The organism is Limosilactobacillus oris DSM 4864 (assembly GCF_001434465.1).
In the GTDB taxonomy this organism is placed as follows: Bacteria; Bacillota; Bacilli; order Lactobacillales; family Lactobacillaceae; genus Limosilactobacillus; species Limosilactobacillus oris.
Window position 1 is genome coordinate 50,577 of record NZ_AZGE01000005.1, and the last position, 11,669, is coordinate 62,245.

The window sequence follows — 11,669 nt, forward strand, 5'->3', positions numbered from 1 at the left end:
GGGCCTAGCATTTGGGAAGCCAAATGTTGGGCCCCGTTCATGTTTCTGTCCGTCCCGGAGTTTATGTTAAAATAGAAATACTTGAGGAGGAAATGGAATGGCAATACTAATCGATGGCAAGAAGCTAGCAAAGCAGGTTAACCAGCATACCACCACTCGGGCTGCTGGTTTGATTGAGCGCGGAATTAAGCCAGGAATCGCGGTCGTCTTGGTTGGCGATGATCCTGCTAGTCAAATTTATACGCGCAACAAACACCGCTTGGCGGAAAAGATGGGGTTAAAGTCCGACCTATACCGTTTTCCGACTGATGTTAAGCAGTCCACGGTACTGGGAACGATTAAGGAGCTGAATAACGATGATTCTATTGACGCGATCATCGTTCAAGAGCCGCTTCCTGACCACCTGGACGCCGTTGCCATTACCAATGCGATTTCTCCAGCCAAGGACGTTGATGGCTTGCACCCTGACAACCTAGGGAAACTCTTTGGCAACCAGCCGGGCAACTACCCGGTTGCCTGTACCCCGCGCGGCATTATGCGGATTTTTAGCTACTACCAGGTCCCATTGGCGGGAGCAAATGTAGTGATCGTGGGGCGGAGCATCCTGGTTGGTAAACCGTTGCTGGCCCTGCTGGCTAATGCCAATGCGACCGTGACCATTGCTGGCCGCCACACGAAGAACCTGCGGGAACTAACCACCCAGGCGGATATTTTAATCGTTGCGACGGGGATTGCCCATTTTATCGGCAAGGATGACGTGAAGCCTGGTGCGGTGGTCATTGACGTGGGAATGGACAGACTCCCGTCCGGCGAGTTAACCGGTGACGTGGATTTTGCGGCTGTCGAACCGATTGCCAAGATGATTACTCCAGTGCCGGGGGGAGTAGGCCCAATGACGATCGCCAGCCTGATGGAGCAGACGGTCGACCTGGCTGAATGGAGGAGAAATGGACAGAAGTAAGTACCTGACGGTTAGTCAGCTCACCAAATACTTAAAACTAAAATTTGACCGTGATCCGTACCTGCAGACGGTTTACCTTACCGGTGAACTATCCAATTTCCGCTTGCGCAGCGGTCACCAGTATTTCAGTTTGAAAGATGACCAGGCGGTAATTGATGCCGTGATGTTTCGGAGCCAGTTTAGCAAGGTGAAGTTTACCCCCGAGGAGGGGATGAAACTTTGTGTAACCGGCCATGTCGGCCTCTATGAACGTAGCGGCCGCTACCAGATCTATATCGACACGATGGAACCGGACGGGGTGGGCTCGCTTTACCTGGCCTTTGAACAGTTAAAAAAGAAGCTCAATGCTGAAGGGCTCTTTTCCCGGCCTAAGAAAGCAGTACCGCTCTTTCCCCGGCGAATTGCGGTCGTAACCAGTCTGAACGGAGCGGTGATTCGGGATATTAACACGACGGTGCGGCGTCGTTACCCGATTGCCCAGGTGGTACTATTCCCAACCGTAGTTCAGGGGGAGAAGGCTGCTGCTGATATTGCCCGGCAGATTAAACGGGCGGGCGAACGGGGCGACTTTGACACGCTCATTATTGGCCGTGGTGGTGGTTCAATCGAAGACCTTTGGCCGTTTAATGAGGAAGTGGTTGCCCGCGCGATTGCGGATTGCCCGCTTCCGGTGATTTCCTCGGTCGGCCACGAAACCGATACGACGATTGCCGATTTGGTCGCTGATCAACGGGCGGCCACGCCAACTGCCGCGGCTGAACTAGCGACCCCCCAACGCCTCGACAATACCCTGATGCTGATTAGTGACTTTCAGCAGCGCCTGTACAACACGATGCGGGCACAGATTGACTTTGAAAAAAAGCAGCTCGCGAAGCTCACCGGCAGCTATATTTTTCAACAACCGACCCGGCTGTACGAAAACTACGCGCAAAAGGTTGACCAGTTGACCCAGCAGCTTCGTCAGCAACAGGAGTGCCGTTTAACCAATGCGGCAAACGATGTGGCCCAGGTCTATAACCGCCTGCTAGCCTATAATCCGCAACGGTTGGTTGATCAAGAGCGACTAACTGTTCAGCAGCTGGCAGCCCGCTTGCAGACGGCGGCCCAGGCAAAGACCCAGCAGACCGCTCAGCAGTTGCAGGCCCTGACCAAGCAGCTGCATTCATTGGACCCGCTGAAAATTATGGAACGGGGCTATACCTACGTGACCAGAAACGGGAAGGTCGTCAACCAGGCCGCCCAACTGAACACTGGGGAGCCATTGCTCTTACACTTTGCTGATGGCGAGGTAACCGTTACGATAACAGATATTAAGGAGAAGAAAAATGGCAAGTAAAGAACCAACTTTTGAAGAGCAGCTGACAAAACTGCAGGCAATTGTTAACCAGCTGGAGCAGGGCAATGTCCCTCTCGAATCAGCCATTGAGCAGTTCCAAGAAGGAATCAAGCTATCCAAGGACCTGCAAAAGAAGTTGACCACTGCGGAAAAGACGCTCGGACATTTAATTGATGACAACGATGAAGAAAAAGAATACGAAAAGGCCACGGATGATCCCAGCAATAATGGTGGGGGCAATCGGGGCTTTGGCAGTGCCGACTAGGTCCTGGTGACGATATGGTTGAATCTTTAGAACAGTTAAAAGCCCGTGTGACCAGCTACCTGGATACCCACCTGGCAAATGACGTTGACCAGTCAACATTAGCAGCCTCCATGCAGTATTCGGTGCTGGCAGGGGGGAAGCGACTCCGGCCAACGCTGACGCTGGCAACCGTCGAGATTTTCGGCGGCGAGTTAACCGAAGACGTTGTTCGGGCCGCTACGGCATTGGAATTGCTCCATACCTATTCGCTGATTCATGATGATTTGCCAGCAATGGACAATGATGATTTGCGGCGGGGAGCGCCAACCAACCACCGCAAGTTCGGCGCGGGGATGGCGACCTTAGCCGGTGATGGTCTGCTAACCCTGGCCTTCCAGTGGGTCACGGATAATCAGCTGCCAGCGACGATGAAGAGCCAGTTAGCCTTAGAGCTAGCTAAAGCGGCGGGACCGGCGGGGATGGTGGCTGGTCAAGCCCGTGATATTGAAGGAACTGGGCGCCGTTTGACCCTTGACCAGCTCCGCTACCTTCACCGGCAAAAGACCGGGGCGCTCCTGCGGTACGCGGTCTTGGCTGGTGGAATTATTACTGTCCAGCCGGCCGCTGTCCAGCGGTTGCTAGCCCAGTTTGGCAGCAGTTACGGCCTGGCTTTCCAAATTTACGATGACTTGATGGACGTTGTTGGGACAACGACCGCAATGGGGAAGCGGGTTGGCAAAGACGCCGCTGAGCATAAAAACACTTATCCCGGCCTTCTCGGTGTCACTGGGGCAGAAGAGCAACTCCAGCAGGCACTCGAGCGGGCGAAAAATGCCCAAGCAGCATTGAGTCAGCTAACTGGCCGATCGTTTGCTGCATATGATGATTTTTTAGCGTATTTTAAATTATAAGGAACAAAACTATGGAAAAAGAACGTGTTGATGTGTTGTTAGTCAAGCAGGGATTGTTTGATTCACGGGAACAAGCGAAACGCTCTGTCATGGCGGGAGAAATTCTTGGTAAAAATAATGAACGGCTCGATAAGCCGGGGCAGAAAATCCCCGTGACCACGACCTTACATATGAAAGGCCATAAGATGCCGTACGTCAGCCGGGGCGGGTTAAAACTTGCCAAGGCGCTGAAGGCTTTCCAAATTTCAGTGGCCGATAAGGTGGTTTTAGATATTGGCTCCTCGACCGGTGGCTTTACCGACGTCATGCTGCAAAATGGCGCGCGGCTCAGCTATGCGTTGGATGTTGGTACTAACCAGCTGGTTTGGCAGCTACGGGAGGACCCCCGGGTGGTAGTGATGGAACAGACTAATTTCCGTTACAGCAAACTTGCGGACTTTACCCACGGTCAGCCCGCCTTTGCCTCAATCGACGTTTCCTTTATTTCCTTGCGGCTGATTTTACCGCCGCTTGCGGGAATTTTACAGCCGGGCGGCGAAGTGGTTGCTTTGATCAAGCCCCAGTTTGAGGCTGGTAAAGAGCACGTTGGCAAGCACGGAATCATTCGGGACCATGGGGTGCATAAGGCAGTCCTGGAAGAAGTTTTGGAATTCGCACGGGCTGACCATTTTGATGTCCTGGGGTTAGATTTTTCACCGATTAAGGGTGGCCAGGGCAACATGGAATTCTTGGCCCACTTACGGCTAAGCGACCAGCCGGGTCAGCTTGCGCCTGAAATCGATATTGACCAGGTGATTGCTAATGCTGACCGGGAGCTGAATGACAAGGCTAACGACGGGAAAGGTGGTAATTGAGGATGAAAAAGGCTGATCGACAAAAGAAAATCCGCGAAATTATCACGGCACGGAGTATTGAACGCCAAGAAGACCTGGTCGGCGCCCTAAATGAGCTGGGACTGCAAGTAACCCAGGCCACAATTTCGCGTGACATCAAGGAAATGCAGCTGATCAAGGTGCCGGCTGAAAACGGGGGTTACCGTTATGCCTTGCCCGTAATGCAGCACCGGGACGAGCCTGACCAGCTCGGGACGACGATTCACGACAGCCTGGTGCAGTTGAAGCGCAGTGACCGTCTCTTAGCCCTGGCGGTTCGTCCTGGCAACGGCCCGGTTGTCGCTAACCTGCTGCGGCGGTTAACTGACCGGGGGGTCTTTACGACCATTGGTGACGATAGCAACGTGCTGGTGGTATGCGATACTGCTGATGATGCTCAAACGCTCGCGGACTACTTGAACAGTTTGGTAGGATAAAGGAGATTGGCGATGCTGCAAGAACTTACGATTGACAACCTCGCAATTATTAAGCACCTTAGCTTAGAATTTGCGAATCAGATGACGGTATTGACCGGTGAGACCGGTGCCGGGAAGTCAATTATTATTGATGCGGTTGGCTTATTGGCTGGTGGCCGCGGATCCCAGGAGTTTATCCGACGTGGGGAAGAAAAACTACGCTTGCAGGGCCAGTTTGCGTTAACGGCAGATCCTGGCCTGGCGGCGCTTTTGGATTCACTCGGAATTGAGTATGAGGATGGAACCCTGATTATTATGCGTGAAATCCACCGGAATGGTCGCAATACGATCCGGGTCAACGGCCAGCTGATTAATACGACAATGCTGCGGCAGATTGGTGCCTATTTGGTTGATATTCAAGGGCAAAACGAACACCAGCTGCTCTTGCAACCTGAAAAACACCTGGGAATGCTGGATCAGTATGCTAGCAAGCAGGTTCAGCCGTTGCTCACTAAGTACCAGCAACTTTACCACGACTATTCTCAGCTCAAGGCGGCGGTCACTAAGAAGCAAGCAAATGAGCAGCAGTGGGCCCAGCGTTTGGATATGCTGCACTACCAGGTCGATGAAATCGGGAGTGCCCAGCTCAAAGCTGATGAGGAGGAACAACTTACCAGCGAGCGGGATCGTCTGGAACACTTTCAGCAAATCAATAATGCCCTTCAACAGGCCGTGGCAACCTTTAATGACGGTGAAGCACCGGTGCTAGACCAGGTTGCTACGGTGATGGAAGCCATTAACGGGATTGCGGAGTTTGATGATGATTACGATTCGTTAAGCAAGTCCCTGAACGACGCCTACTATGCCCTTCAGGACGTTGCTAACCAGGCTGGGCAGCAGCTAGACCTCCTTGAATTTGATGACCAGCGTCTGGCAGAAATTGACCAACGGCTAACGGTCATCGGGGATCTGGAACATAAGTATGGTGACTCTGTCGCCAAAGTCTTGGATTACTACGCTAAAATCAAAAAGGAATTGGATACGATGGAGGCAGCAGCGGACTCCAACAATGACTTGGAAGCCCGGCTGGCAACGGCCCAAGAGCAGCTTCAAACCGTTGGTGAGGAGCTTAGCCGGGTTCGCCAGCAGGCGGCCCACCAGCTGGCCGCACAGGTCCACCAGCAGTTAGCAGAACTATACATGGCCAAGGCAGACTTTGAAGTCCACTTCGCCAAGCAGGTCAGCGGGACCTTTACGCCCACCGGGATTGATGAAGTCGAATTCTATATCCGGACTAACCCGGGTGAGAGCATGGGTCCCTTAGCCAAAATTGCTTCTGGTGGGGAACTGTCTCGGGTGATGCTGGCCCTTAAAACTATCTTTGCGGCTAATGAGGGGGTCACCAGCATTATCTTTGATGAGGTCGATACCGGGGTCAGTGGTCGGGTTGCCCAGGCAATTGCCGATAAGATCCGGTTGATTGCTGCTAATTCGCAGGTGCTCTGTATTACCCACTTGCCACAGGTTGCGGCCGTCGCTCAGCACCATTTCCTCATCAAGAAGGCAGTCCATGATGAGCGGACAACGACCACTGTTACCAGCTTAGCGGCAGCTCAGCGGGTGAATGAACTTGCCCGGATGCTGTCAGGCGAAAAGGTAACCAAGTTGACGAAGGAACATGCCCAAGAGTTGTTGCAGATGGCTCACCCGAAAGACAAAGCATGAGTTAAAAAGCAGCCCCCGCCGCTAACTGTCATGGTTAGCGGCGGGGGCTGTTTAAATGAGAGAAAATTAATCGAGGTGGGCAATGTAGCACACTTGGTTGAAACGGACCATATAGCTGGCGTGATCGGTTTTGACCAGGTAGCGGCCGGCCCGAAGCGGCTTAATCCGCCCGCGGACGTTTTCAACCCGTCCGGCGTCACTGGCGGGGAGTAGCTGGAGAAAGACGGTGTAGTCCTGCTGGATTGCCGTCTGGATAAATTGTTGTCGTTGCCGAGCTGACTGGGGATTAAGCAGACGAACCGCCGGAGCAGTATTAAGTGGTTCGTCATCAAATAACTGGCCAACTACCCGGGTCAGCAGCGGCGCTTTATTTAATAGTGAATGTGCTTTGACTTCTTGCATGGTGTCACCTTCCGAACGTTTGTTTGTGAGTCCATTATACGAACAACTGTTCAGAAAAGCAAGCATTAATTTTTGCCCGTGGCGATTGCTAGATTTAGTTGATTTTGTTAGCAAGGTAGTGCATTATAGTAGTAATACGTTAATTTTTGATAGGAGTTGCAAGATGGCAAATCGAGGAATGTTAATTGTCCTGTCTGGTCCCTCTGGTGTTGGTAAGGGAACGGTGCGGAAAGCAATTTTTGATTCAAATGATAATGATTTTCAATACTCTGTTTCAATGACCACGCGTAAGCCTCGTCCGGGTGAAGTGAACGGAGTTGATTACTACTTTGTTTCGAAGGAAGAGTTTGAACACCATATTCAAACCGGTGGGATGCTTGAGTATGCAAAGTATGTTGACAACTATTACGGAACCCCCTTAAAATATGTTAATGAAACTTTGGATTCAGGAAAGGATGTTTTCCTGGAAGTTGAAGTGAACGGTGCGATGCAGGTTCGCTCAAAGGTTCCCGATGGTGTCTTTATTTTTCTGACCCCACCGGACCTGGACGAACTCAAGCAGCGGTTGATTCACCGCGGAACTGATAGCATGGAAGTGATTAACAAGCGGATTCATAAGGCCTTTGGGGAAATCCAAATGATGCAGAATTATGATTACGCCGTTGTGAACGATGAAGTGCCGAATGCGGTGGCTAAAATTAAGGACATTATTCGGACGGAGCGGTTACGGGTTCCTCGGGTAATGCCACGGTATCTTGATATGTTAGGAGATTCAGAAAAATGATTCTTTATCCATCAGTCGACGAATTGCTCAAGCGGATTGATTCCCGTTATTCATTAGTTATGCTGGCTAGCAAGCGTGCCCATGAGCTTGATAACGGTGCGGCACCCCTGCTGGAACACTATGAGTCGAGCAAGTCAGTTGGGAAGGCTCTTGAAGAAATTTTGGCAGACAAGGTGACAATTGATCCTGACCACACGGAAGATTTGCAAGACTAGTAATTAAATAGTTGGCATGGACTCTGGTATTTGCTTGGCCAAATACCAGAGCCTTTTTAGTTTTATCGTGGGGGCGGAAACGACTGTCTCGCATGATTGACCTTGTAAATGCTATAATCAGGTAATAAGAAGAACGATGGGGTGAAATGATGGCAAGGATAACGGTTTATTTGACGGGAAGCATCGCGGCTTATAAGGGCGTAGAAGTAGTTAGGGGGCTGCAAAAGAAGGGCCACCAGGTGCGGACAGTGATGACGACGGCGGCCAGTCGCCTAGTAACGCCAACGACCTTGGCAGCACTTACCAAGCAGCCGGTGCTAACCTCGCTCTGGGAAAATACGGACCCGATTCCCCACATCGAACTAGCAGACTGGACAGAGCTGGCGCTGGTCGTGCCGGCGACAGCTGATATTCTGGCGAAGATGGCTGCGGGGCTGGCCGATGATGCCGCTTCGACGACCCTCCTGGCGACCAGTGCCCCGAAGGTGGTTGTGCCAGCGATGAATAGCCATATGTGGCAGGCTCCCGCGACCCAGCGGAACCTCCGCCAGCTACAAAGTGACGGGGTGACGGTTATCGGCCCGGTTGATGGAATCCTTGCCGAGGGCTATGCCGGGAAGGGGCGGATGCCTGAACCGGCAGCAATCGTTGACCAGGTCCACACCCTGCTCACCAGTTCCACTAGCCTGGCCGGTAAGCGGTTAGTGGTTACAGCAGGGGGGACCCGTGAGCCGATTGATCCGGTTCGCTTCATTGGCAACCGATCCTCAGGTAAGATGGGAATTGCCATTGCAGAGGCCGCCGCTGCTGCTGGTGCCCAGGTGACCCTGATCACGGGGCAGGTTAGTGTTGCTCTGCCAACTTCTCCGCGGGTGCACAACCTTAAAGTTGAAACGACGGAAGAATTGCTCCAGGCAGTGCAAACTAGCTTTAGCGCCGCTGATATCTTGGTAATGGCTGCGGCAGTTGCCGACTACCGGCCCCAGCAAACCGCTGACCAGAAAGTTAAGAAAACAGCAGGGCATGACAATTGGCAGCTTGATTTGACAGAAACCCCGGATGTTTTAAAAACCGTCGCACGCAGCAAACGGCCAGGGCAGCTTGTCGTTGGTTTTGCAGCGGAAACTCAGCAGCTGCTTGCCAATGCCCAGCGCAAGTTAGCAGTAAAAGGGGCGGACATGATTGTCGCCAATAGCGTGGCGGGCGCCCAGGGAGCCTTTGGGAGTGATGACGACCAGGTAACTATCCTCCAAGCCGGGCACCAGCCGGAACAGTGGCCGTTGATGAAGAAGACCGCGGTCGCTGCACGCTTGGTAGCGACCTTAGCACAGAAGATGGAATCAGGTGATTAAATGGTGGAATTGGCGCAGGTGGTAGTCGACGTTCCGACGATGCAGACTAACCGGCCATATACATATCAGGTACCAGTACTGCTGGAGCGGCAGTTACAAGTTGGAACCCGGGTGGTGGTGCCCTTTGGCAATGGTCATCGACAGGTCCAGGGCTTTGTCGTTGGCTTCACCGACGGTACTGACTACCAGGGGAAGTTAAAACCAATCCAGTCGGTTATGGACCTTCAGCCAGTAGTGAACGCGGAATTGCTGACCCTTAGCAAGTGGCTGGCGGACCAGACCTACTCCTTTTGGATTGCCTGCCTTTACACGATGCTGCCCAACCTCCTTAAAGGGAAGGCTCACCGGATTGTCCGGGTCGTGGATGAGCTTGACGAGCAGGACTACTACGACCTCTTTGCTGGCCGTGACTTTCGCGACTACGCTGATTTTGAGAATCAACCGGAGGCTATCGCCCGCTTATTGAAGCTGAAAAAAGCGGGGAAGGTTCGGTTTGACTACCAGGTCGAAAATCGGGCCAAGGCTAAAACAATTACCGGGATTCGGCCCCAACTCGACTTTGAGGCCCTCGAAGAAGCCCGGACCTCGCTTCACCCGAATGCGCATGCCCAGAACCGCCTGCTTTCCTATTTGCAGAGCATTGTTGGGCAGACGGTCGTGCAAAAACGGGCGGAGCAGCAAACGGGAATTTCCGCCGCCACCTTTAATCAGGGGGTCAAAAAGGGCTGGTTAAAGAAGGTCCCTGTCGAGGTTTACCGGACGCCGCAAGCTCACGGGCAGCCACTCCCTGATGACCACCATTTGGAAGCGCCGCTCCGGCTTAATGCTGACCAGCAGCGGGCGGTTGACGAAATTAGCAGTCAGGTTCATGCTCACAAAGCAACAACTTTCTTGCTCCAGGGGGTTACCGGCAGCGGCAAGACCGAGGTGTACCTGCAAACCATTGCCCAGGCACTGGCTGATGGGCGAACGGCGTTGATGCTGGTTCCCGAAATCTCCCTGACTCCGCAAATCGTGAACCGGTTCCGGCGCCGCTTCGGTTCTCAGGTTGCGGTTCTCCATAGCGGGCTGTCGAACGGGGAACAGTATGACGAATGGCGGCGGATCGAACGGGGCGAGGCCAAGGTAGTAGTCGGCGCGCGTTCCGCCGTCTTTGCCCCGCTTGACAACTTGGGAGTGGTGATTTTAGATGAGGAACACGAGGGCAGCTACAAGCAGGACGAAGCACCCCGCTACCATGCCCGTGAGGTTGCTAAGTGGCGGGGTCGCTATCATGGCGCCCCGGTAGTTCTTGGCTCGGCCACCCCGAGTTTGGAAAGCAGAGCCCGGGCATTAAAGGGGCGTTACCACTTTCTCCGCCTGCCACACAGGGTTAACCAGCAGCCGCTGCCACCGATCCAAGTAGTTGATATGCGGCCCGAAATCAAGCGGCGGGGGGAGAGCAACTTTTCAACGCCGCTGCTCACGGCCCTTAATGACCGCCTGTCTCGGGGAGAACAGAGCATTCTGATGCTTAACCGCCGGGGGTTTTCCTCCTTTATGATGTGCCGGGACTGTGGAACGGTTCTCAAGTGTCCCAACTGTGACATTTCCTTGACTCTCCACATGGATACCCGGACGATGAAGTGCCACTACTGCGGTCATGAGGAGCCGATCCCCCGCGTCTGTCCCCACTGTCATAGCCGTCACATCCGCTATTACGGTACGGGAACGGAAAAGGTCCAGGCAGAATTACAGCAGCTGCTACCCCAGGCCCGGATTATCCGGATGGACGTTGACACAACCAGGCGTAAAGGAATGCATGAAAAATTGCTCCGGCAGTTTGGCGCCCACCAGGCTGATATTCTCTTAGGAACCCAGATGATTGCCAAGGGCTTAGACTTTCCCAACGTGACCCTTGTGGGGGTCTTGAATGCTGACACCGGTTTGGGGCTCCCTGATTTTCGGGCGAGTGAACGGACTTTTGACCTGTTGAGTCAGGTCAGTGGCCGCGCAGGGCGGGCGGACAAGCCCGGACAAGTGATTATCCAAACCTTTAACCCGGAGCATTACGCGATTCAGGATGCTCAGCGGCATGACTATGACCGTTTCTTTTACCAGGAGATGAGTTTGCGGCGGCAGGCCAGCTACCCACCGTACTATTACACGGTCCGCCTGATGGCAAGCCATCCAGAAGAGCAGGAGGCCGCCCGGGCCATGGCGGAGATCAAGACCCTGCTTAGCCAGCGCTTAGCACCGGAGACAATCGTACTGGGACCGACTCCCCGGGCAATTGCACGGATGAAGCGCCGCTATTATTATCAAATCGTTATCAAGTACAAGCAGGATTCGGCGTTGCACGCAACCCTTCAAGAGATTATGCAGAAGACACAAAGCAAGGGCTTTAAGGATGTTCAGGTTAGCATTGATCCTGATCCCCAATACTTTATGTAAATGAAAGGATGAATATTT

General features: G+C 53.2%; 12 protein-coding genes. 11 read left to right on the forward strand and 1 reads right to left on the reverse strand.

Annotation, left to right across the window (positions count from 1 at the left end; genetic code table 11):
• The first annotated feature begins 97 nt into the window (after positions 1 to 97).
• From FC49_RS03700 to recN, 7 genes are read left to right on the forward strand one after another with little or no spacing between them, the layout of a single operon-like run.
• Positions 98 to 961: a bifunctional 5,10-methylenetetrahydrofolate dehydrogenase/5,10-methenyltetrahydrofolate cyclohydrolase gene (locus tag FC49_RS03700; RefSeq protein WP_003713438.1), complete on the forward strand. Its 864-nt coding sequence runs from the start codon at positions 98 to 100 to the stop codon at positions 959 to 961.
• Positions 948 to 2,297: an exodeoxyribonuclease VII large subunit gene (gene xseA, locus FC49_RS03705; RefSeq protein ID WP_003715729.1), complete on the forward strand. Its 1,350-nt coding sequence runs from the start codon at positions 948 to 950 to the stop codon at positions 2,295 to 2,297. Before FC49_RS03700 ends, xseA begins: the two co-directional genes overlap by 14 nt.
• Positions 2,287 to 2,562 carry an exodeoxyribonuclease VII small subunit gene (locus FC49_RS03710; RefSeq protein WP_003713405.1) on the forward strand — a complete coding sequence of 92 codons (276 nt, stop codon included), beginning with the start codon at positions 2,287 to 2,289 and terminating at the stop codon, positions 2,560 to 2,562. Before xseA ends, FC49_RS03710 begins: the two co-directional genes overlap by 11 nt.
• 14 nt (positions 2,563 to 2,576) lie before the next feature.
• Complete coding sequence (locus FC49_RS03715; RefSeq protein ID WP_003715733.1) at positions 2,577 to 3,452, forward strand: polyprenyl synthetase family protein; 876 nt, start codon at positions 2,577 to 2,579, stop codon at positions 3,450 to 3,452.
• A gap of 11 nt (positions 3,453 to 3,463) precedes the next feature.
• Entirely contained in the window at positions 3,464 to 4,306 is an 843-nt protein-coding gene (locus FC49_RS03720; RefSeq protein ID WP_003713530.1) for a TlyA family RNA methyltransferase, read from the forward strand.
• 2 nt (positions 4,307 to 4,308) lie between these two features.
• On the forward strand, positions 4,309 to 4,761 hold the full coding sequence (locus FC49_RS03725) for an arginine repressor (RefSeq protein WP_003713339.1): 453 nt from the start codon (positions 4,309 to 4,311) through the stop codon (positions 4,759 to 4,761).
• Between the two features lie 12 nt (positions 4,762 to 4,773).
• Positions 4,774 to 6,465, forward strand: coding sequence for a DNA repair protein RecN (recN, locus tag FC49_RS03730; RefSeq protein ID WP_003713272.1), 1,692 nt, complete (start codon positions 4,774 to 4,776; stop codon positions 6,463 to 6,465).
• Positions 6,466 to 6,531: 66 nt separating this feature from the next.
• Here recN and FC49_RS03735 read toward each other — a convergent pair whose 3' ends face one another.
• Positions 6,532 to 6,867, reverse strand: coding sequence for a hypothetical protein (locus tag FC49_RS03735; protein WP_056984302.1), 336 nt, complete (start codon positions 6,865 to 6,867; stop codon positions 6,532 to 6,534).
• Between the two features lie 163 nt (positions 6,868 to 7,030).
• On the opposite strand from FC49_RS03735, the gene gmk reads away from it, so the two are divergent.
• The 4 genes from gmk (at position 7,031) to priA (ending at position 11,651) form a co-directional block, all read left to right on the forward strand.
• Positions 7,031 to 7,651, forward strand: a complete 621-nt coding sequence (gene gmk / locus FC49_RS03740) for a guanylate kinase (protein ID WP_056984304.1) — start codon at positions 7,031 to 7,033, stop codon at positions 7,649 to 7,651.
• Entirely contained in the window at positions 7,648 to 7,866 is a 219-nt protein-coding gene (gene rpoZ / locus FC49_RS03745; RefSeq protein WP_003713351.1) for a DNA-directed RNA polymerase subunit omega, read from the forward strand. The genes gmk and rpoZ overlap by 4 nt, the downstream gene beginning before the upstream one ends.
• 149 nt (positions 7,867 to 8,015) lie before the next feature.
• On the forward strand, positions 8,016 to 9,218 hold the full coding sequence (gene coaBC, locus FC49_RS03750; RefSeq protein WP_225349555.1) for a bifunctional phosphopantothenoylcysteine decarboxylase/phosphopantothenate--cysteine ligase CoaBC: 1,203 nt from the start codon (positions 8,016 to 8,018) through the stop codon (positions 9,216 to 9,218).
• A complete protein-coding gene (gene priA, locus FC49_RS03755; RefSeq protein ID WP_056984306.1) occupies positions 9,219 to 11,651 on the forward strand; it encodes a primosomal protein N' in 2,433 nt (810 codons plus the stop codon).
• Positions 11,652 to 11,669: the final 18 nt, after the last annotated feature.

What these genes read in the sequence shown, in the direction of transcription:
- FC49_RS03700 (WP_003713438.1), top strand. Translation starts at nt 98, where the DNA reads ATGGCAATACTAATCGATGGCAAGAAGCTAGCAAAGCAGGTTAACCAG.
- coaBC (WP_225349555.1), top strand. Translation starts at nt 8,016, where the DNA reads ATGGCAAGGATAACGGTTTATTTGACGGGAAGCATCGCGGCTTATAAG.
- priA (WP_056984306.1), top strand. Translation starts at nt 9,219, where the DNA reads ATGGTGGAATTGGCGCAGGTGGTAGTCGACGTTCCGACGATGCAGACT.
- xseA (WP_003715729.1), top strand. Translation starts at nt 948, where the DNA reads ATGGACAGAAGTAAGTACCTGACGGTTAGTCAGCTCACCAAATACTTA.
- recN (WP_003713272.1), top strand. Translation starts at nt 4,774, where the DNA reads ATGCTGCAAGAACTTACGATTGACAACCTCGCAATTATTAAGCACCTT.
- rpoZ (WP_003713351.1), top strand. Translation starts at nt 7,648, where the DNA reads ATGATTCTTTATCCATCAGTCGACGAATTGCTCAAGCGGATTGATTCC.
- FC49_RS03715 (WP_003715733.1), top strand. Translation starts at nt 2,577, where the DNA reads ATGGTTGAATCTTTAGAACAGTTAAAAGCCCGTGTGACCAGCTACCTG.
- FC49_RS03710 (WP_003713405.1), top strand. Translation starts at nt 2,287, where the DNA reads ATGGCAAGTAAAGAACCAACTTTTGAAGAGCAGCTGACAAAACTGCAG.
- FC49_RS03720 (WP_003713530.1), top strand. Translation starts at nt 3,464, where the DNA reads ATGGAAAAAGAACGTGTTGATGTGTTGTTAGTCAAGCAGGGATTGTTT.
- FC49_RS03725 (WP_003713339.1), top strand. Translation starts at nt 4,309, where the DNA reads ATGAAAAAGGCTGATCGACAAAAGAAAATCCGCGAAATTATCACGGCA.
- gmk (WP_056984304.1), top strand. Translation starts at nt 7,031, where the DNA reads ATGGCAAATCGAGGAATGTTAATTGTCCTGTCTGGTCCCTCTGGTGTT.
- FC49_RS03735 (WP_056984302.1), bottom strand. Translation starts at nt 6,867, where the DNA reads ATGCAAGAAGTCAAAGCACATTCACTATTAAATAAAGCGCCGCTGCTG.